Annotated in this window: 20 protein-coding genes; 10 read left to right on the top strand and 10 right to left on the bottom strand. The window is 50.6% G+C overall.

Annotation, left to right across the window (positions count from 1 at the left end; genetic code table 11):
* Positions 1-1,107, bottom strand: a complete 1,107-nt coding sequence (gene dnaN / locus B4C79_RS03610; RefSeq protein WP_291739301.1) for a DNA polymerase III subunit beta — start codon at positions 1,105-1,107, stop codon at positions 1-3.
* A 228-nt stretch (positions 1,108-1,335) separates the two neighbouring features.
* The gene (gene dnaA, locus B4C79_RS03605; protein WP_171101578.1) at positions 1,336-2,724 is read right to left on the bottom strand and encodes a chromosomal replication initiator protein DnaA; all 1,389 of its coding nucleotides are present in this window, start codon (positions 2,722-2,724) and stop codon (positions 1,336-1,338) included.
* A gap of 283 nt (positions 2,725-3,007) precedes the next feature.
* Here dnaA and rpmH point away from each other — a divergent pair, with 283 nt between their 5' ends.
* Genes rpmH through mnmE form a run of 5 tightly spaced genes read left to right on the top strand, consistent with a single transcriptional unit; the run spans position 3,008 to position 6,827 of the window.
* On the top strand, positions 3,008-3,142 hold the full coding sequence (gene rpmH / locus B4C79_RS03600) for a 50S ribosomal protein L34 (protein ID WP_008247028.1): 135 nt from the start codon (positions 3,008-3,010) through the stop codon (positions 3,140-3,142).
* A 33-nt stretch (positions 3,143-3,175) separates the two neighbouring features.
* Positions 3,176-3,535 carry a ribonuclease P protein component gene (locus B4C79_RS03595; RefSeq protein ID WP_168426848.1) on the top strand — a complete coding sequence of 120 codons (360 nt, stop codon included), beginning with the start codon at positions 3,176-3,178 and terminating at the stop codon, positions 3,533-3,535.
* Complete coding sequence (gene yidD, locus B4C79_RS03590) at positions 3,442-3,747, top strand: membrane protein insertion efficiency factor YidD (protein WP_341714850.1); 306 nt, start codon at positions 3,442-3,444, stop codon at positions 3,745-3,747. Before B4C79_RS03595 ends, yidD begins: the two co-directional genes overlap by 94 nt.
* A 28-nt stretch (positions 3,748-3,775) precedes the next feature.
* A complete protein-coding gene (gene yidC / locus B4C79_RS03585; protein ID WP_171101301.1) occupies positions 3,776-5,476 on the top strand; it encodes a membrane protein insertase YidC in 1,701 nt (566 codons plus the stop codon).
* A complete protein-coding gene (gene mnmE, locus B4C79_RS03580) occupies positions 5,448-6,827 on the top strand; it encodes a tRNA uridine-5-carboxymethylaminomethyl(34) synthesis GTPase MnmE (RefSeq protein WP_291739302.1) in 1,380 nt (459 codons plus the stop codon). The genes yidC and mnmE overlap by 29 nt, the downstream gene beginning before the upstream one ends.
* A gap of 16 nt (positions 6,828-6,843) precedes the next feature.
* On the opposite strand, the gene B4C79_RS03575 is transcribed toward mnmE, so the two are convergent.
* Positions 6,844-7,245 carry a hypothetical protein gene (locus B4C79_RS03575; protein ID WP_105027765.1) on the bottom strand — a complete coding sequence of 134 codons (402 nt, stop codon included), beginning with the start codon at positions 7,243-7,245 and terminating at the stop codon, positions 6,844-6,846.
* 224 nt (positions 7,246-7,469) lie between these two features.
* On the opposite strand from B4C79_RS03575, the gene B4C79_RS03570 reads away from it, so the two are divergent.
* Positions 7,470-8,126 (top strand): response regulator transcription factor, encoded by a 657-nt coding sequence (locus tag B4C79_RS03570; RefSeq protein WP_168426847.1) that lies wholly within the window; start codon positions 7,470-7,472, stop codon positions 8,124-8,126.
* Positions 8,127-8,132: 6 nt separating this feature from the next.
* On the opposite strand, the gene B4C79_RS03565 is transcribed toward B4C79_RS03570, so the two are convergent.
* From B4C79_RS03565 to B4C79_RS03550, 4 genes are all read right to left on the bottom strand, one after another.
* A complete protein-coding gene (locus B4C79_RS03565) occupies positions 8,133-8,732 on the bottom strand; it encodes a hypothetical protein (protein ID WP_291739303.1) in 600 nt (199 codons plus the stop codon).
* Between the two features lie 19 nt (positions 8,733-8,751).
* Complete coding sequence (locus tag B4C79_RS03560; protein WP_146106599.1) at positions 8,752-9,138, bottom strand: hypothetical protein; 387 nt, start codon at positions 9,136-9,138, stop codon at positions 8,752-8,754.
* Positions 9,139-9,345: 207 nt separating this feature from the next.
* Positions 9,346-12,342 (bottom strand): ATP-binding protein, encoded by a 2,997-nt coding sequence (locus tag B4C79_RS03555; protein WP_105027761.1) that lies wholly within the window; start codon positions 12,340-12,342, stop codon positions 9,346-9,348.
* A gap of 36 nt (positions 12,343-12,378) precedes the next feature.
* Positions 12,379-13,053, bottom strand: coding sequence for a response regulator transcription factor (locus B4C79_RS03550; protein ID WP_105027760.1), 675 nt, complete (start codon positions 13,051-13,053; stop codon positions 12,379-12,381).
* 246 nt (positions 13,054-13,299) lie between these two features.
* Here B4C79_RS03550 and B4C79_RS03545 point away from each other — a divergent pair, with 246 nt between their 5' ends.
* Positions 13,300-13,788 carry a hypothetical protein gene (locus B4C79_RS03545; protein WP_146106598.1) on the top strand — a complete coding sequence of 163 codons (489 nt, stop codon included), beginning with the start codon at positions 13,300-13,302 and terminating at the stop codon, positions 13,786-13,788.
* Positions 13,789-13,801: 13 nt separating this feature from the next.
* On the opposite strand, the gene B4C79_RS03540 is transcribed toward B4C79_RS03545, so the two are convergent.
* Positions 13,802-16,180, bottom strand: a complete 2,379-nt coding sequence (locus B4C79_RS03540) for a GAF domain-containing protein (RefSeq protein ID WP_291739521.1) — start codon at positions 16,178-16,180, stop codon at positions 13,802-13,804.
* A 119-nt stretch (positions 16,181-16,299) separates the two neighbouring features.
* A complete protein-coding gene (locus B4C79_RS03535; protein ID WP_291739520.1) occupies positions 16,300-16,761 on the bottom strand; it encodes a DUF1499 domain-containing protein in 462 nt (153 codons plus the stop codon).
* A 66-nt stretch (positions 16,762-16,827) separates the two neighbouring features.
* Here B4C79_RS03535 and B4C79_RS03530 point away from each other — a divergent pair, with 66 nt between their 5' ends.
* Positions 16,828-17,097 carry a TIGR03643 family protein gene (locus B4C79_RS03530; protein ID WP_105027756.1) on the top strand — a complete coding sequence of 90 codons (270 nt, stop codon included), beginning with the start codon at positions 16,828-16,830 and terminating at the stop codon, positions 17,095-17,097.
* Between the two features lie 52 nt (positions 17,098-17,149).
* A complete protein-coding gene (locus B4C79_RS03525) occupies positions 17,150-18,178 on the top strand; it encodes a hypothetical protein (RefSeq protein ID WP_291739519.1) in 1,029 nt (342 codons plus the stop codon).
* A gap of 6 nt (positions 18,179-18,184) precedes the next feature.
* Here B4C79_RS03525 and B4C79_RS03520 read toward each other — a convergent pair whose 3' ends face one another.
* On the bottom strand, positions 18,185-18,790 hold the full coding sequence (locus B4C79_RS03520) for an MOSC domain-containing protein (protein WP_171101287.1): 606 nt from the start codon (positions 18,788-18,790) through the stop codon (positions 18,185-18,187).
* A 258-nt stretch (positions 18,791-19,048) separates the two neighbouring features.
* Between B4C79_RS03520 and B4C79_RS03515 the strand changes: the two genes are divergently transcribed.
* A complete protein-coding gene (locus B4C79_RS03515; RefSeq protein ID WP_171101285.1) occupies positions 19,049-20,890 on the top strand; it encodes a phosphoenolpyruvate carboxykinase (GTP) in 1,842 nt (613 codons plus the stop codon).
* Positions 20,891-20,916: the final 26 nt, after the last annotated feature.

The raw sequence follows: 20,916 nt of genomic DNA, 5'->3' as shown, positions 1-20,916 counted from the left end.
TTAAATACGCATGGGCATGACGACATACTTGAAATCGTCTTTGCCTGGGGTGGTCACCAGTGCACTGCTGTTTCCGTCTTGTAACGTAAACTGCACGGTTTCCGACTTGAGGTTGTTCAACACATCCAACAGGTAGTTTACGTTAAAACCCACGTCAATCTCGGGACCTTGGTATTCGACTTCCATTTCATCCCGGGCTTCTTCCTGATCCGAGTTGTTGGCCACAATGGTCAAACCATTGGCACCCAACACCCAGCGAATACCGCGGAATTTGTCACTGGTCAAAATCGAGGCCCGCTGAAGCGAGTGCAACAAGGCGTCGCGGGAAATAACCACGTGGTGCTGATGGGTTTTGGGAATTACCCGTTGATAATCGGGAAACTTGCCTTCCACCAACTTGGTGATCAGGGTGATATCCGAGAAGGTGAATTTCGCCTGGTTGCTCGCCAAATCAATGGTTACAGTGTCATCGGTGTCATTCAGCAAACGCGACAGCTCTAGTACGGTTTTGCGCGGAATAATAACCTCATGCTTGGCGGTGCCGCCTTGACCAGGTGCATCGGCATAGGCCAGGCGGTGTCCATCGGTAGCCACAGCGCGAACGCAGGCACTTTCAATCACCAACAAAACACCATTCAGGTAATAACGCAGGTCTTGTTGAGCCATGGAGAAGTGAACCATGCCCAACAGGTTCTTCAACATTTTCTGCGGCAAACTAATTTGTGTGACCCATTCCTTGGGTTCCTGCACCAGCGGGAAATCTTCTGCAGGCAGGGTTTGCAGTGCAAAGCGGCTTTTTTTGGCTTGCACCGACATCTTCTTGCCGTCCAGTTTCACCATCACATCTGAATCTTCAGGCAGCGATCTCAAAATATCCAGGAATTTTCTAGCAGCCACAGTGGTTGCGGTGTCTTCACCACCTGCACCCACTTCAGCACTGGTTTCAATCTGCATTTCAATGTCTGAAGACAGCAGTGTCAGCAGGCCGCCCTGTTTCTTCAACAGAATGTTGGCCAACACCGGCAAGGTGTTTCGACGTTCGACGATGTTGCTGACGATTTGCAGTTTTCGAACCAATGCATCGCGTGAGCTATGAATTAATTCCATTTAATATTTCCTTATAGGATTAGTTAATAGAGTTGATTCAATTCTGTGGACAACTCTATTTTTCCCTTTGAATTGAGCTTCTTAGGTTCTTTCAAAATTGGTGTAGAACTTCTGGGACTCGATCTGCATACTGTGGATAACTTTTTTCGAATTTCCTGGGTTCTTTTTTTTCTGTGGATAACTCGTGTTGTTGTGCACGGTTGTTACACAGTTATCCACAATTCTAAATCAACCCTTCAAGGTTTGGTCCAGCACATGCAGCGCATGGTTCAACTCTGAGGATTGATTTCGCAATTCCGATATCTTGTTTACTGCATGCAGCACGGTGGTGTGGTCTCTTCCGCCAAACAACTCACCAATTTCTACATAACTTTTCTCGGTCAACTCTTTGGCCAAGTACATGGCCACTTGGCGCGGCAGCACAATTTGCGCCTGCCTGCGCTTGGAAAACATGTCTGCAACCTTGATTTTGTAGTAATCAGCCACTGTTTTCTGGATGCTTTCCACGGACACCTGGCCATGGTGCACTGAAATCATGTCGCGCAAGGCTTCACGCACCAGGTCCATGGTCACGGGCTTGTTGTGAAAACTGGCAAATGCCATGATTCGTCGCAGGGCGCCTTCCAGCTCGCGGATATTGCTGCGCATGTGCTTGGCCACAAAAAAGGCCACGTCTTCCGAAAACATAATTTTTTGCTGTTCGGCTTTTTTCAGCAGAATGGCCACTCGCATCTCGAGTTCGGGGGGTTCAATCGCCACAGTCAAACCGCTGTTGAATCGGGAAATCAGCCGGTCGTCCATGCCCTGAATGTCTTTGGGGTAGGTATCGCTGGTGATGATAATTTGCTTCTTGGCCGCAATTAATTGTTCAAAAGCATAGAAAAACTCTTCTTGCGTTCGGCTTTTACCCCCGAAAAACTGAATATCGTCGATCAATAGCAAGTCGAGCGAGTAATAAGAGCGTTTGAATTCTTCAAATGCCTTTTTTTGATAGGCCTTCACCACATCGCTGACATATTGTTCTGCGTGAATGTAACGAATCTGCGTATTGGGGTTCTGCTCCAGCAGGCGATTGCCGATGGAGTGAATCAGGTGGGTTTTGCCCAAGCCCACCCCGCCATACAAAAAAAGCGGGTTATAACTGACGCCCGGGTTGGACGCCACTTGTTCAGCGGCAGCCCTGGCCAGTTGGTTGGCACGGCCCGAGACAAAATTGGAAAAACAAAGGTCACGATTCAAACGGCTGCGTTCGTAAACTGTGGCAGCAATTTCGTCGCGTTTGACGGCGGCAACCTTGGGTGCACCTTGCGTGGCAGCTTCACTGTTGTTTTTGGCCGAAGCCGGGGGAGGGGCCACCAAAGGACTGGCCTGTTTGGCGGCCACTTGCCATTGAATGGCCATGTCGCAACCAAAAAACTCAGTGGCCAGTTCATTGAAACGGCCGCCATAGTTATTCAGTACCCAATCCAGCTTGAAGCGGTTTGGGGCAGCCATGCTCAGGCTGGCGGTGTCTTCATCAAATTCAACCACAGTCAGTGGTTCGATCCACAGCTTGATTTGTTGGGCTGGAATTTCCTTCCGAAGCGCTTCAACACAGTGGTTCCAGAATTGATCAATCACGTTATGAACAGCCTTATTATTCGGATGAACTGCTTTGCAGGAATTAAAACTCAGCGCTCCATTGTATCCAAACCCCCACGGATTGAGTGAGTGATTGGCTGCCTTCACGCGAACTTGCAGATTTTTCTAGGTTTTTCCCGAATTTGCCTCTATAATTTCGGGTTCCCTTGGTGTGAGCTTCGATCCTTGTTGGATTTGTCTTATATGCCGAACCTGGGGCCAAACCAGTTTTAAACTATTTTTCGCCAAATTTTAAGCCCATGTGGGCCAGAGGCTTGCCATGAAACGCACTTATCAACCTTCTAAAGTTCGCCGTCAAAGAACACACGGCTTTTTGGTACGTTCACGCACCCGTGGTGGTCGTGCCGTGCTGCGCGCACGTCGCTCCAAAGGCCGTGCACGTTTGTCCGTTTAAACCTGGCGCTTTGAACATTCTGAATTGCACAGGGTGGGTTCTGGGTCGCATGCGACAAAAATCACTCGATCTGAAACATTTGGTGGTCTGTTAAAAACCAGGCCAGTGGCCAAAACAGATCGATTGATGCTTCACGCACTGTTCGAAGACACCCCACCGCAGTTCGGAATACTGATCCCGAAGCGCTTGGCCAAACGGGCCGTGGATCGAAATACGCTAAAACGTTTGATCCGCCATGCCTGCCAAGAAGCATTGGGTAACTACCAAGGCAAATTCCTGGTTCGCTTAAGCAAACCAGTGTGTGCAGTAGGTCATTCAGATCGAGCGGCGTGGTGGATAGAACTCCAACAACTTTTCAACGATCTCTCACGGCGCGTGCCATCACAGCACTGATCCGTGGCTATCAGCTTGCTGTAAGTCCTCTTTTCCCGCCTTCTTGCCGTTTTTACCCCAGTTGCTCGGAATATGCCCTTGAAGCAGTTAAAATTCATGGCGCATGGAAAGGCGCGGCTTTGTCTTTAGGCCGCATTTGTCGATGCAATCCCTGGAATGCTGGCGGTTTGGACCCTGTTCCTGAAACACGCCGCACCAGTCGCGACTCTTAGTCATTAAGCTCAGTAATTAAGGATTTAAATGGAAACGCGCAGGCTAGTCCTCTTGATGATATTCAGTTTGTCTCTCATCATGCTTTGGGACAATTATCAGGCTTCTATTGGTAAGCCAACCTTGTTCGGCCTCAGCACTGGCGCGCAAACCAGCGACAAAGGCGATGCTACCAAGGCTGGCGGTTCGTCAGCTGGCTCCGGCGCGGCCAATGACTTGCCTCAGGCAGTGGCTCCAACGGCTGGTGATGTTCCAGCTGATCCGAATGCAATCGCTTCAGGCACTGCGGAAGCCGCACCCGCTGCGCAAACCATTACTGTTAAAAACGATGTGCTTGAACTGCAGTTTTCAAGCCAGGGCGCACAACTGATTACTTCAAAGCTGCTGAATCACCCTGCTGCCGAGAATCCGGAATTGCCGGTTCAACTGTTTGAACAAACAGCCAATCGAACCTATGTTGGCCAAGCTGGCTTGGTAGGTGTACCTGACGCGCCCAACCACCGTACCTTGTTTGAACTGGTGTCGGGTTCTACCGAGTTTGCGCCCGGCCAGGATCAATTAAAGCTTGTATTCAAAGCCACAAGCGGTGGTGTTGAAAACACAACCACTTACACCATTTTCAAGAATCGCTACGACATTGACCTTGTGATCAATGCACGCAACGCAGGTGTTGAGCCGGTATCACCCAGTGCTTATGTGCAAATTACCCGCGATGGCAACCCGCTTGAAAGCGATTCTTCCCTGTACGCAACTTTCACGGGCCCGGCTGTTTACACACCCGAGAAGAAATACCAGAAGATCGACTTTGAAGACATCGCTGATCGCAGTGCAGACTATGTAAAAACCGCTGATTCCGGCTGGCTTGCCATGATTCAGCACTACTTTGTGTCGGCCATTATTGGTCAGGATGGTCCCCGCGAGAATTACACGCGCCAGGTAGATTCCAACCTGTATTCCATTGGTTTGGTCAGCAGCCTCGGCACTTTGGCGCCCGAACAAACGGCGACGTACACGGCCAAACTGTATACCGGTCCGCAAGATCAAAGTGTGCTGGAAGCCCTGTCACCCGGGCTGGACCTGGTAGTGGATTATGGCTGGCTCACTGTAATTGCCCAGCCCATCTACTGGTTACTGGAAAAAATTCACAGTTACATTGGCAATTGGGGCTGGGCCATTGTGGTACTGACCATTTTGATCAAGTTGGTGTTTTTCCCCTTGTCAGCAGCCAGTTACAAATCTATGGCTAAAATGCGCAAAGTTGGCCCGCGCATGCAAAAGCTGAAGGAACAATATGGCGATGACAAAATGGGCTTCCAGCGCGCCATGATGGAAATGTACAAACGCGAGAAAATCAACCCCTTGGGCGGTTGTATGCCCATTCTGATTCAGATTCCCGTGTTCATTGCCCTGTACTGGGTGTTGCTGGCCAGTGTAGAAATGCGCAATGCGCCTTGGTTGGGTTGGGTAACCGATTTGGCTGCGCCGGACCCCTTCTATATTCTGCCTGTGATCATGGCGGTGACCATGTTCATTCAAACCAAGTTGAACCCAACGCCACCCGATCCCGTTCAAGCCAAAATCATGATGATCATGCCCTTGGTGTTCTCGGTCATGTTTATTTTCTTCCCGGCAGGTTTGGTGTTGTACTGGGTTGTAAACAACATTTTGTCCATTGCCCAACAATGGGTAATTACGCGTCAAATTGAGTCTGCACCAGCCACAGCACGGTGATCCCATCGTCGCCATCGCCACCGCGCCGGGCAAGGGCGGGGTGGGGGTGGTGCGGTTTTCTTTTCCTTCCCCCTCTAGTTTTCAGGCCTTTTGTACGGCATTTTGCGGCAAGTTGCCCAAACCCCGCCTGGCAACTCTTTTAACGCTTCGTGATTTTGATCAGCATGCCATCGATGAAGGCATTGCCCTGTTGTTCAATGCACCCGCATCGTTCACTGGTGAGAATGTGCTTGAGTTTCAGGGCCATGGTGGTCAAGCGGTGTTGCAAGGTGTGGTGGGGCATGCCCTGGCCTTGGCCCGGCAACTGAATATTCCGTTGCGCCACGCCATGCCAGGTGAGTTTACGCAGCGCGCATTTTTAAACGACAAGCTTGATCTGGCCCAGGCCGAAGCGGTGGCCGATTTGATCGATGCCGGTTCTATAGCCACTGCCAAAGCCGCTGCGGCTTCGTTAAGTGGTGTGTTTTCGAAGCAGGTGAATGAGCTGGCCGATCGCATTGTGCATTTGCGTTTGCTGCTCGAAGCCACACTTGATTTCCCTGAAGAGGAAATCGAATTTCTTGAGAAGGCAGATGCCAAAGGTCAACTTGCGGATATCTTGAACGCACATCGACAGTTGCTCGGTGCAGCGCAGGAAGGAGTGAAGTTTCGTGATGGCTTGCAAATTGTGCTGGTGGGCGAACCCAATGTGGGCAAGTCGAGTTTGCTAAACGCTTTGGCCGGCGAGGAAATCGCAATCGTGTCGGCCATTGCGGGCACCACACGTGATCGAATCAAACAGGAGCTGAATATTCGCGGCGTGCCTTTGGTGCTGGTTGACACGGCGGGTTTGCGTGACACTGCAGATGAGGTGGAAAGAATCGGCATAGCGCGAACCCGAAAGTCGGTGGAAGAAGCCGATTTGTTGCTTATTTTGAAAGACGCAACACAGGGTCTTCAGGATGCATTGAATACCCACCTTGAACTGCCTCTTCATTTGCCCACCATCACCGTGTTGAACAAGGTTGATTTGCTGCCTAAGGTGCCGCAATTGTTGAATGATGTATTGCCGGTATCTGCAAAGAACGGTTTGGGACTGGAGCAGTTAAAAGACGCCATACTGGCCAAGGTGGGCATTGCCCACACGCCGGACCATGGTTTCATGGCACGGCAACGACACGTCGATGCCTTGATGGTGTGTGGTCAGCATTTGGCGGTTGCGCATGAGTTTGCGCAACAGGACGATCGGATTCTGGATTTGTTTGCTGAAGAGTTGCGCCTGGCGCATGATGCTTTGGGAGAAATCACCGGGCGTATGCTGCCCGATGATTTGCTGGGATTGATTTTCAGCCGGTTCTGTATCGGCAAGTAAGGTTGGCAACTAAGGTTCAGTCGCAAAACACCAGTTGTGGGTCAGCAAAGGCCATTTGTTCGATCAGTTCTGATTCCTGCTCAAACACGGCACTCAAAAAGACCAGCTGCTCGCACAGCGATTCAATCGATTCATTGTGGCTATCCGGATCCAGATGTACCACCTGCTGGGTGCGTTCCACTTCGTCCAGGTACTGCGCCATCAGGGTTTGCAGGGTTGGTTTGTTCAGTGCCCAGGTTTTAAGCTGGACCACCAAGGCGAAGCGTGCCTGTGCTGAGGCGGTTTTGCGCAGTTGTTGGGCAAAGTGGTTCAGGCCATGCGCCACATTGTCCAGTTCCATGGTGACTCGCGCCTCGGACTGGCGAAAGTAAAGTGGTTCACAGTCGTGTTGCTGATGTTGGACCAGTGCAATTGTCATGATGGCTTGCTCCGCAAAGGATTCGGTATGAGTCCATCTTACTGAGTTGAATTTTCCTGCCCATTCCGTGAAATGAGGATGCTTGTTTCTGATGCCCCCCCGAAATGCGGAACCCTTTGTAAAAAAAGGCAAAAAGCAGGCTTAATTGTTCCCCTGAATTCATGTACTCTTGGGGTGGAAGAAGAGACCCTAAGGTCCTGTGTGCCCGACTTAGCCTGCGAACAATGAAAAATCAAAAAATATTGGTGCTCGAAGATCATCCGCTGATTTCGATGGTGATCGAGGACGTCTGCAAAGACATGGCCCCTCACGCCCAAATTCATGTGGCGACCAGTCTGGTTCAAGCCCGCGAACACTTGTTTGAAAAACCTGACCTGATTATCTTTGATCTTACCCTCACCGATTCCAAGGGACAGCAAACGATAGACTGGCTGGACTCCATGTTCCCGAAAGTGTGTGGGTTGATTTATACCGGTTTTGTGAATGAGGACATTCAAACCCGCGCCGCGCACTCGGGCTACTCGGTGGTGGAGAAAACCTGTAGCCAGTCGGCTTTGGCCCATGAAATTGAGTCTGTGCTTTTTAAATCCGGCATTTTGAATGGCAGTTCATCCGACAGCGCGCCAGCCAACGAACACCAATCCAATATTGTGGCCTATCCCGGCGCAAAACCATTGACTTGGCGACAAGTGGAAATCATGAGAATGACTGCTGAAGGTTTGTCTGCAAAAATGGTTGCGCAGCGAATTGGGCTCAGTCCGGAAACCGTGCGTGGTCATATTCGGGAAATTTTCAAACGCTTGGAAGTATCGAACAAGGCGCAGGCGGTGAACGTGTTTCTGAAGGCTGAACGCAGCGTGAAAATGAAGCTGAACGATTGATTTTCGTCAGTGGTTGGGGTGGGGCACGCGTTTTAGATCCACGCCCACCGTCAGGGTGCCTATCATGTAATCCCCGTCGTACACTGGCACGCTTACTTGGGCAATCATGGCTTTGGTGCTGTCGTCCCAGCGGGCGCGGGAAATATGCGAATCGGGTTTTCTGGACGGCAGATTGGTATCAAAAATTGCGGTGAATTTTTCTTCATCACCTTGCCAATAATCGGTGGTCACCATATTCATGGCGACGGTTTCCCCTTGGTTGCCCGTCAAAATCGCTTCTTTAAAATAACTTTGTTTGTTCATCGCCGCGGTCAGCAAGGCGGAAACTTTTGAGTTCATGATTTGATCGGCCTCGGGCAAACGGCCTTTCAGTTTGATCCACCTCTCATCCAGTTCCATGATCCTTTCTTTGCCAAGTTGACGGGCATTGGACGCCTTGATGGCCTCAATGACCTCAGGCTTGTTTGCCAAGGCTTTGATCTCCTTGATCAAGGTGCCTGCGCAAAAGGCGTAGGCGTTGGCGTTTGCAAGAAAGAAGGCCGTGAACAACAGACCCAGGTTCAACCAAGACCTTCTGCATCCAAACTTGACGTTGTACTTATCCATGTTCTGCTTATTTGGCGAGTTACTCGGCCAGTACCTTGATGAGTTTCAATTTAGACTTGGTCGGATTGCCTTGCAACTCCTTTCGGGTAAGGTAGCCCAATGCATTGGGATTGTTGGTCAGCAGGTCGACCATGTGTTGGCTGTTGCGCGCAACGGTGGGTGTTTTGCTGATGCCGATGCATTCCAGAAGTCGCTGAACCGTTCGAAATTCCTCGGTGGTGAAACCCAGGGTGCCTGAAATAAAGCGGCTGCGTTCACCAAACTCATCGTCCCGATCAATGACCAGCACGGTGGAATCACCCACAGCCTGGCTTTGGCCTGTGTACAGATCGCGCAGTTTTGTTTTCGAAATTTCATTGAAATGGATGCTGCTGGAACCCACCAACACCACTTCGGCGTTAGCCACGCCGGGGGCTCCTACCATCGTCAACAATGCGAGGCTGGTAATCACTGAATGCAAAAAATGTTTCACGTCAAACCCTTGAAAATACTTTGACTACTTTGGGTAAGTTCTTGACACCACAAATACTATGAACTTTTTATTTTGTTAAATCTTGTGAACTCAGTGTAAGACATGCTGTGTGCGAACACAATTACTTGCGCACAGCTTTGCTCAATGTTTTCCAAAACGATTAATCAACACCAGAATTTTCTCGGCTTCGTCCACGATGGTGGGCCACACATCTTTGATTTCTGTCATCACCATGGTTTGTGCGGTCGGATCTTCCAGTGATTTATCCATTCTAGAGAACTGTTGTTTGACACTCTCTGTACCCAACATGCCCAGTACGCCCGCCAGGGAGTGAATTTCTCGTTTGAAGGTTTGAATGTCATTGTTTTTTGCGCAGTCTTCCAGGCGTTCAATCAGGTTTTCACTGGTTTGTAAAAATTTGCCCAGGTACTTTGCCATTCGCTCTGGCTCAAAACTGTCTACTTTAAAAATTGCAGAATGGCGTGGGCTGGTGGCTGGTTCGGTGGCTGTGGCCGCATGCTCGGACAAGGGCATGCGGGGTGTGTCATGCCTGGTTTCAAATCCTGTCAACACACCTTCTTTGTTGCGCAGGCAGCGCTTGATGGCGTCGAACAGGTTTTTCTCGTGAAATGGTTTGGTGAGCACGTCGTTAATGCCGTGTTCTTCGCAACGCACACGGGTTTGCTCGAAGGCGTGTGCGGTTAGCGCCATGATCGGAGTTACACAATGCACCGCATTTTCCCGAACCCAGGTTGCCAGCTGGTAGCCGTCAACAAAAGGCATTTCAAGGTCTGAAATCATCAAGTCAAATGGTTCGGGCGTGTTTTTAAGTATCTGTATTGCTTCGCGACCATCCTTCGCACAGCGGATCTGGTAGTTTTTCGGACTCAGGAAATCCAGCAGCAATTCCATGTTCAAAGGGTGATCTTCTACTATCAACAGTTTGGCTGAACGCACTTCCGTTTTATCAACGGCCGGTGTTTCGCTGGTTTTGGCAGCTTTGCGTGAAGTGGTGGTTTTTGTGGCTGGTGCAGGTGCAGATTGCTGCACCTGGCGCTCGGCCAGTTTCATCAGGTGCACCGGCAAAATGGGTGTGGTCAACACCCGGTTGTTGGGGTCTGCGCCGTGAATGCGTTGCAGTTCGGTTGCGTTGCGGTTGGAAAGCCAAACCAGGTTGTTGTTTTGGTTCAGGTGATTTGCTTTGAGCAGAGACAAGAGTTCGGGCGAGGTGGTGGCAATGTCGCTGTCGATGAACACAATGTCTTTGGTTTCAAACGGCCGTTGGTCGGTGACCAGTTCTTCCGCCGAAAGCGCGGCCAGTGGCACATAAAACTGGTCAAGAATGCTGGAGATGGAGCGGTGCAGCTTTTGGTCCAGCGAGCAGATGTAGGCTCGTTTGATGTCTGGGCCATGCAGCAAATTCGGATTGCGGGCAGGTGCCTCGGCTTCCTGGGTTTTCAGGTTCAAGGTGAAATAAAACACCGAGCCGCGCCCCGGTGTGGAATGGGCATGAATGTCGCCCTCCATCAGGTGCACCAATTCTTTGGCAATGCTCAGCCCCAGGCCGCTGCCGCCGAACATGCGTGTGGTGCTCGAATCCGCTTGCGTGAACTTGTCGAATACGCGTTGCAACTGGTCTTTACTCATGCCAATGCCAGTGTCGCTGACACTGAATTGCAGGGTAACCTGGTCGTCGAGTTGCTTGAGCACTTTGACGGTGAGGTTGATGTGCCCTTCGCTGGTGAACTTGATGGCATTACCGATCAGGTTCTTCAGAATTTGACCCACGCGCAGAGAATCGCCAACCAGTCGGTTCAGGGTTGATTGCAGGCCTTTGCCTTGAAGGGTGTACAGCAGGCGAATGTTTTTATCCAGCGCTGAGTTACCCAAGGTGCCAAATACTTCTTCCAGCACATCGTCAAGGCGAAATGGACGCTGCTCCAGCTTGAACATGTCGGATTCAATTTTTGACAAGTCCAGAATGCTGTTGAGCAAGTGAAGCAGATTGTCGCCTGACAGTTGAATTTTGGTCAGGTAGTCTTTTTGCTTTTCGTTCAAATCGGTTTTCAGCGTGAGTGCTGTCATGCCGAGAATCGCATTCATAGGCGTTCGAATTTCGTGGCTCATGTTGGCGAGGAACGAGCTCTTGATTCTCGATTCATTCTTCGCACGTTCTTTTTCCACGTTGGCGAGGCTGACCTCTTCAAGCGCTTGTTTCACGCGTTCGCTTTTTTCCAGGTCGCGCTGGAATGAACGAATCATTCGGTTGAATGCGCGAATCAGCAGGTTGATTTCATGCGAGCCCGTGCGGTTGTTTACACGTACTGTGTAATCGCCCTTCATGATTTCTTCACTGGCGTTGTAAAGCGAATTGATAGGGTCGATCACCTTTTTCTTGATGGACACCAAACCGATGAACAAGCCCAACAAAAAGAGCAGGGTGAACACCACATCCAGATAAACGCTGTAGGTGAGTTCTTTGCGAGAGGCGTCAATCAAACCCAGGTAGCGGCTTTTTTCACGCGCAATGAACGAGGACAATTCTGCGGACAATGCATTGGTCAGTTCAATGTGTTCACGGTCGAACAACACACCGAATGTTTCTTTGACTTCGGGCGGCGACAAGTATTCGCCTTCCCGTTTGTCAACGAAGCGGGTAATACCGCTGGCAAACGCGCTGAGTTCGTTTTTCTCAAGTTGATGGCGCAGATCGAGGATTCGCTCAATGGCAGGCTCGTTTTCAGCGATGAATCTCAGCGAGTAAAGCCTTTCACTGAGGTTTTGCCCGATACCCCAAGACACGGCAGAATCTTTGTTTTGACCCGTAATTACATCGACCCAGTAGTCAGCTTCCACCTCGGTGGTGTAAATACGGCTGCCGTTGTGCAGGCCCACAATGTCGAGGTAGTGGTTAATGTACTCTGGGTTGCGGCTGGCTGCGTACAGCAAGACCAGCTTTCGCATGGCTTCAAACTCGGCCAGCGTGCGGGTCAAAATGGCTTCATCGGAGGCCCAGGCTTGGTAATAATCTTCCTGAACGGTTTGCTGGTGAATCGAAATGCTCTTCACACCGATGCCGAATACCGAGAACACCAGAATGAGTAAGCCAAATATTCGAATCAGCAGGGTCAGTTTCATGGGCCAGCCTTGTTATTGGTATTGTTCGGCCCAGGTTCAGTGACTTTGCGCTTCTTCAAGTAACCGCGATTGTCGTTCTGCCTTGGTGAAAATAGACACTGCATGGGCTCGATTCTGAGCGCCTAGTCTAACAAGGACTTCACGCATGTGGGCGCGAACAGTCTCAGGACTCAAGTTCATGTCGCGGGCAGCCTCTTTTGCGGTCATTCCCACAGCAATGCGACGCATGATTTCGACTTGTCGCCAAGTCAGCGGTTTTTTGGAGCCTGGCGCAATGATGTTGGATTGAAACTCGTTTTTGGACTTCATTTTGTCCGCACTCATTCCTTCCTGGCAACTCACGCCTGTGGCCATCAACCCTTTCATGACTGCATCCAACAGTTCATGGTAATCGGCAGATTTTCGCACACAAGGAATTTCCATTTCGTCCAGTTCCTGGAGGATGTCGTCGTGTGTGGTGCCCGTAAATGCCAGCAGTTGCGAGAACGGGAACAGGTCGCGTACGCGTCTGGCAGAGGCGACGCCTTCGCAGTCGGGCAAGTTCAGATCAAAGATGACGAGGCGCGGATTCTCATGAATGTGCTGTTCACTGGCCTGAATGGTGGGCACTTTGAGCACACTCAGGTCTGGTGCATGCTCGGTCAGCATGTCAGCCAGCATCATGGACACCAGTGGATGATCTTCAATCAAAAGTACAGCGTTGGGGTTCATTCGGCAACCTCCCAATTTGTTTGCCAAAAATAAAAACCGGTATTACCGATATGTTTGAATAATCTTACGTGTGAACCCTCGAAGCGATGCCCCTTCATTTGGAGGATGGCTTCATTTGAAGCGTGCGGGTACGAAATGATTTCTCCCTCAAATAGGGGGGGGGTCTCTTTGTGTTGATGGTGTCAAACCTGCCATCCACTAACCTAACGGTATCGAGTCTAAATGCCGTTTGGCCAGGTGAATGTTGTGAGTGAGTCGGAATCAAAACCACTGGAAGTCTGGGTCGCTGAAGATTCACCGTTCTACCGGCTTGTGGTGGAAGAGGCCATTGAAGAAATTGCCAAGGTGACTTATCTGTCCATTTCGCTGACGGTGTTTGAGCGCTTCGGTGATATCCGTGCAGCGTTCAATCAAGCTGAACGGGGCTTGCGGCCTTTGCCTTCTGCCGTGTTGTCAGATCTCCATTTTCCCGACAATGCGCATGACGATTTGCAAGACATTCTGGTGTTCTACAGCAGGTATGTGCATGCTGTGCCAGTGTCTTACATGTCTTGTAATCTGGAAAGCCTGGAGCTTGCTGAAAGCCTTGCGGAGCACCGCTCAGACGCTATACAGCCAGCTCGGTTTTTGCGCAAAGACACCGCAGAGACAATGACCAATCTGGTGAAAACCATTCATGCGATGGTGTTTGCGCCACGCACTCAGCATTCAAGCCTTGGTGCTACGCTGGCCTAAGCCCAGCTTTCACTCAGTTCTCAAAAACCCGGAAGACAATCAGGAAACAAGGCGCGTTTCGCGCAGTGTCCAGAAATGGTGAAATCAGAATGTCGCAAGGTACTTTGTTGTCCGGGTTGATCTCGTATTCTGTTTTTACAAGAATTTTTTGGTGACTTAGAAACCCGACAAGCAACTGGCGATAGTGCCTTGTCGGGATGCGACCGTGGATGAGGTGATATGGATTGCGCCCCAACCACTTGTCTCGCCCCTGGCCCACAAATGTCTCGAATGCCGAATTCACATACAACAAACCAAATGGGTCTTTGGTGTTGCGAATGTCGTTGGTCACCATGATGACTTCGCGAATCTGTTCAATCGCTGAATTCAGCATGTACAAATCGCTGCTTTGATTTTTGCGCTTGGTGATGTCTTTGATCAGGATGGTATAACCAGTGCCCGATTTGAAGACACGCAATGAAATCCAGCGTTTGATGAATCCCACAAACTGTTCAACAGATTTGGAGAAGCCCACTTGGTTGACTGTCTCCAGCAAAGATGCAAACTGGTTTTTGTCCAGGTCCGGAATCAATTCATTCAAGGGCATTGCATGGACAAAAAGTTCTTTGTCTTTTTGCAGCAGGCTTTTTGCATTTCGGTTCACAAAGCTGACATTCAGGCTAGAGTCGATTTCAACAAGACCATCGGTAAGGTTGTCGACAATTAGGTTGTAGGTCAGCAGATTCTTTTCAAGTGATTGCTCCACTCGGCGCGTCTCAGAGATGTCGACAATTGAGCCGTACAGTCCCATCGGCACGCCCTCGTCGCTGATGGAAGGGCGAATCATCATGCGAAACCATTTCTTTTTCTCGTGTTGCCCGAGTGCTTCAAACTCAAGGCTGGCCGGTTTACGGTTGTTGATGCATTCAATAAAAAGCACCGCGATATTGCGGCCAGACAACCTGGAGAGAATGGAGCTGAGGTGAAAAATCGAATTGAGCGAGTCTTTGTTGGAGCCCAATACCTCGCGCAGCATTTCAGTGGTTTTAAGCGATCCACTTTCGAGGTGGTAATACCAGCCGCCCACTTTGGCCAGAGTACCGGTCAAATTCAAAAGACTTTCATCAAAAATAGATTTTTGAACCGAAGACGATTTGTTGATCATCGCCGTAAAATTGGCGATCACCGATGGTTTTTTAAATGCAGTGAATCCCTTTTTCGGGCAAAGCTCCATGCGCAGCCAAGTGCTGTTTTCATCCTGAAAGTTCAGGCGCACCCAAGCTTCCGAGGGCAAATTGCTTTTCAGGCATTGATTCAGGATTTTCGAGAACGTTTCTTGGTCTTCGCCGTAAAGCAAATCAATAAAACTTTCCTTGAGTTTTATTTTTGTGAACTCTTCATCACCTGCGCTGGCCAGGCCGGTGATTAATCCCTGGTGATCGAGTGCGAGCCGGCCTTTCACGGTTTCCCTCAAAAAAGACTTGGGAAACTTTTTCAGGTCCAGATGGGGCTCCATGCGCGACAAACTGTCGGAATCGTTTGACACTTCTTGGTGAAGGGCTTCCAGCGCAGGTTCGCTGATTTTTTTCACCAAACCAAACAAGCGTGTGTCACCTGCGTTGCCGCTGTCATAAACCTGTTCTTCAAAGCGCACAATGTCGCCGCTGGGCAAACGGACGCGATACACAAACGCATTTCCATCGCGTTTAAGTCGCGCTTTCTCGACCATTTCCCGGTCTTCGTCGATTGGTAAGTTATGGAACCAGCTGGCCTGTACCACACGGGTTTGCGAAAGGTTGAGCCATTTTTCCATGGAGGGCGACAGTTCGATCAGCCCACCGTGATCTGTGTTCTTCCAGCTACCCAAACCTTGATTGTTGTAGTTGTGTTGTTGTTTGGAATTCAATTCGTTTGATTCTTTGGCTTTCAGTGCACGCTCAACAAGACTGTGTTCAACCAATTTGGCCAAGGCAATTGCAACGGACACTTCAGATTTTGTCCAGGTTCTCGCAGTGTTGTCGAGCAGGCAAAATGTGCCAATGTTGTTGCTGTTCACCGAGCGAATGGGGATTCCCAAATAAGCGCGAATCCAGGGGCTACCAAGTACCAGGGGGTTGGTCTTGAACACTGGGTGTTCAAGGCAGTCGTTGATGACATGCGGTTGATCATGTTGAATGGTGTGAGAACAAATGGAAAGGTCGCGTGGAACTTCCTTGACTTCGAAACCGCGTTTTGCTTTAAACCAAAGTCGATCAGAATCTACAAATGCAATGAAGCAGAATGCGCAATTGAACGCTGACAAACCCAGGTCCACTAGCGCTTCAAAGTACTCTTCTTTTTCCGTGTCCAGAATATCAAGTTGGTAAAGCTCGGTGAGCCTGACCGCCTCGTTGATTTCTTTTGGACTGCTCATTGTGGAAGTGTCTCCGTCCCTTTTCCTCTCGGTAACCACTTTACACTTTGTCACCCGTACGAGGGACCACACTTTTGAACTACCCAATAAAAAATAGGAAAGTTTCGTGGGTAATTACCCTAGTTCGTGCTTAACAGCGCCCGTATTTGCTCTACACGTTTGCGGTTTGCGTCCAGGTCGCTGTATCCAACCCGCGAGGCCGAACGAACATGAAGTAATCCACTGCCCTGGTCTATGCGAAATTCCACATCGTCCACAAAGCCGAAAAAATCGCTTGTGAAAGTGCTGGCCATGTATTGATCATTGGAAAAGTTTACATCGCCGCCCAAGAGTTCGATGACTTCTTTCACCTTCAGCAAAGGTTCTTCTCCCATGCCTGGCGTGATCGGCAAGGCGGCGATGGAGTGATCATCCGACGGAGAACTCTCGCTGCTTACACAGTTGGGTTTGTTTGGGCAGGGTGCCAACTGCCCATTGGCCAGACCGGGGGGCGCACCGGTTTCTGAGTACAGGCCAAGGCCAAAGAAAACGATGATTACCAATGTGATCAACACGATCAAGCTGAGCAATGCTCTTTTCACGTAAAAGCCCCTTCTGTCATATACTGATTGTTGAATTTTCTCCAGTTTAGCGGTCAGTGAGATCAGATGTCCAAGCCTTTGCAGTTTAAGTTGTCCGAGGAAGATGTTTCCCGCATTGTCGAAATGGCCTGGGAAGATCGAACACCATTTGAAGCGATAGAACTTCAATTTGGTTTGAATGAATCTCAAACCATTGAACTCATGCGCGCAAGCATGAAAGCCAGCAGCTTCAAAATGTGGCGCGAGCGTGTCACTGGTCGCAAAACCAAGCACCTGAAGTTGCGTGGCTTTGTTCGCACCAAAGCCTATGCGCCGGGGCATTACAAAATTCGCTGATGGAGTTCGTTCACTGAGTAACCAGGCACCTGCTTGAACAGGGAGGTTTTAATTGCTAAAAGAACAGCACAACTCCCCATTGGCAGCGCGCAGTGGGCAGGAATGGATGCTCTGGTTCGGGCGGGCTTCGCAGCATCTGCCCGATCTTCACCGCGCATTCCAGTTTTTGGAGAGCAGTTGTGAGCTTCTCGACTCAAATGATGAAGCCGACTTCAAGTCCAGGCCAAGAAAGCTGAAACAACTGATTAACCGTTTTGTTGGTCAGGCGCGTTGCCCCTCTGCGCAATCCTGCGAGCGAATAGCAATTCGCACCCAGGTTCTTGATGGCTGGCTGCAATCGGAATTGCAGCGCCAACACGACCCCAATTTGTTGGTTGAACTGGGCGCGCATGGGCTGCAAAAGTTGCTGGCCATTTGCGAGGGTGCCGATGACAAGCATGGCTTGTTGCTCAAGGCAGTGCGCGAATTCACGCGCGACTGGTTGAGCATTGTCTCAGCGCGAATTGAAAACCCCATTGAGCGTGCGCACCTGGTGTATCCAGTAGCCATGTTGGATCAGGCTGGTCTGGTAGACCCTTCCTGGTGGTGGAAGCAAATCGCTTTGTGTGATCGCCACACCGTGCTGGGTTTGCTGGAACTTGAAATCAATGAAATGAATGAAATGCAGCCCACCAGCAATGTAAGTTGGCGTTCTTTCGACAAGCGGTGGAGAAGGCTGCGCGTTCGCGCACTTCTTGAGTATCTTGGTGAAAAGCGCCTGTTGGCCGAGTTGCTCAGGAAGTCGGCCGTTGATGATTTTGAAGCCGTGGTGGCAGTTCGCATGTTGCGCGATGCCGGTCGCTCGCGAGATGCGATTGTGCAGGCCGAGCAGTGGCTGCGTGCTTTGCCCAGAAGCCCGGTGTTGGCTGAAGCGCTGTTCGATTTGTATTGCGAGGACGGCTGGGATGAAGAGGCCTTGGCATTGGCTGTGACCCACCACGGTTACGACCCCAACCCCGTGTGGATTGAGCGTTTGGGGCGACTGGTGTTGCCCGCAGCCAAAGCGCAAGCCAAAGTTTGGAAAAAACAGCTGGCTGCCTAGGCGGTGTTACAACAAATCCATTTGCCCCTTGCGGGTTTTATAGCGGAACGATTCAAGCACAGTCTTGCCCTGCGGGTTGACAAAGTGTTTTAATTCGATGCCCGCATGCAACTGCCCTGCCTGCACCACGCGCAAATACCAGCCGCAATTGCCCTGCTGAATCATTTGTTTTGGGGCTGCGCCAAAACCCATGCGAATGGCAAACTTGTGACATGGCTCGCGTGGGTCGGTGACCCGCAGCCGAACCTCTCCCAATTCAAACTCATCTCCAATTCTCACCTGGGTTTCATCCAGACCCTCCACCACCAGGTTTTCGCCCAAAAATCCCCAGGGCAAATCGGTGTCCAGGTTTTTCTCCTGGCGGCGCGCTTTCCAAAACTCATAATGCTCAGCGGGCATCATGTACACGGCCTTGTCCAATCCACCATGCACTGACAAATTGCATTGCTCATCGCCTTCCAGACCCAGCTTTTTCAGTTCAATGGGGATCGGGTTTTGTTCAGTGCTTACAGCCTGTTTTTTGATCCCGCTTGCCTCGGTTTTGATGTCACCCGATGCCGTTCGATAGACAAGTGGGGCAACCAGGCCCGTGCAAATTGCAATCAGCTTCATGAGGTTTCCGTAGTCGTGCAGTTTCGCCACTTTACATGGCCTGTGTCGGAAAGCAAACACCGTATGCGATTAGGCGATAATGCCTATAGGAAAAACTTATTTCCGTTTGCTTACAACATGTTAAACTCGAGGGCTAAGTTTGCGGATAAGCGACAAATCGATCGCCCGTGTGCTTGGTGTCATGTTCCGGTCACACTGTAGAGCAACGCCAAAGCCCCCGCACAAAAGAATTACATTTGTCTATCTGGAGGTTTTAGCATGAGTGCAGTGCTGTCTATGGTCAGCCAGACCGTGCCATCGTATGTCAAGCACAAGAAACTTGTGGCCTGGGTGCAAGAAATTGCTGCCCTTACCGAGCCCAAGAATATTGTGTGGTGTGATGGTTCACAAGAAGAGTACGATCGCCTTTGCGCAGAAATGGTTGAAGCAGGAACACTGCGCAAACTCAACCCTGAAAAGCGCCCCAACTCTTACCTGGCCTGGTCTGATCCTTCAGACGTGGCCCGCGTGGAAGACCGTACCTACATCTGCTCTGAAAAGAAAGAAGATGCAGGCCCCACCAACAACTGGGAAGATCCCGCAAAAATGCGAGCTACCTTGAACGGTTTGTTCAAGGGCTCCATGCGTGGTCGCACTTTGTATGTGGTTCCGTTCTCCATGGGCCCATTGGGCAGTCCAATTGCGCACATTGGTGTTGAATTGTCTGATTCCGCCTACGTGGTTGTGAACATGCGCATGATGACGCGCATGGGCAAAGCTGTGTATGACGTGCTGGGCGAAAACGGCGAATTTGTGCCTTGCGTACACACAGTGGGCGCGCCCTTGGAAGCTGGCCAGAAAGACGTTGCCTGGCCTTGCAACCCAACTACCAAGTACATTGTTCACTACCCTGAAACTCGTGAAATCTGGTCTTATGGTTCCGGTTACGGCGGTAACGCCTTGCTGGGCAAGAAATGCCTGGCTTTGCGTATTGCCTCTACCATGGGTCGCGATCAAGGCTGGTTGGCCGAGCACATGCTGATTCTGGGTGTTACCAACCCAGAGGGCAAGAAGTACCATGTGGCTGCAGCCTTTCCCTCGGCTTGCGGCAAAACCAACTTCGCCATGTTAATTCCACCCGCATCCATGAAGGGCTGGACTGTTACCACCATTGGTGACGACATTGCCTGGATCAAGCCCGATGCAAACGGTAAGCTTCGCGCCATTAACCCGGAAGCGGGTTATTTTGGCGTGGCCCCCGGCACCAACACCAAAACCAACTCCAACTGCATGGCTTCGCTGAACGCCAATGTGATTTTCACCAACGTCGCTCTGACAGATGATGGCGATGTGTGGTGGGAAGGCTTGTCCAAAGAAGCGCCTGCGCACTTGGTCGACTGGACTGGTCAGGACTGGACCCCGGATTGTGGTCGCAAGGCCTCTCACCCCAACGCCCGCTTTACCGTGGCCGCAGAACAAAACCCTGTGATCGACAACAACTGGGACAACCCAGCAGGTGTTGAAATCGACGCTTTCATTTTTGGTGGTCGTCGTTCAACCACCGTTCCGCTGGTTACCGAAGCCCGCAATTGGGTTGAAGGTGTTTACATGGCAGCCACCATGGGTTCAGAAACCACAGCGGCGGCTTTCGGTCAGCAAGGTGTGGTTCGCCGCGATCCGTTCGCCATGCTGCCATTCTGTGGTTACAACATGTCTGACTACTTCCAGCACTGGCTCGATTTGGGCAAGAAGCTGGAGTCGTCTGGTGCCAAGTTGCCCAGCATTTTCTGCGTAAACTGGTTCCGTACCGATGCAGATGGCAAATTCATTTGGCCTGGTTTTGGCGAGAACATGCGAGTACTGGCATGGGCCTTGGAGCGAGTTGAGGGCAAAGGCAAGGGCGTTGACCATGTATTTGGCACCTCACCGAGCTACGACGACATTTCTTGGGATGGTCTGGAGTTCAGTAAAGAGCAGTTCGACTCTATCACCGCGATTGATAAAGCGGCTTGGCTTGAAGAGTTGAATCTGCATGCTGAATTGTTCGAGAAACTGAAGTACAACCTGCCAGCTCAACTGGAAGAAACCAAAGCACAAATCGCAAGCCGCTTGGCGGCCTGATTTGGCTTGAACGTTTTGACTTTTTT

Source organism: Limnobacter sp. UBA7229 (genome assembly GCF_002473065.1).
Classification (GTDB): domain Bacteria; phylum Pseudomonadota; class Gammaproteobacteria; order Burkholderiales; family Burkholderiaceae_B; genus Limnobacter; species Limnobacter profundi.
This window is presented reverse-complemented; position numbering and strand designations above follow the sequence as displayed.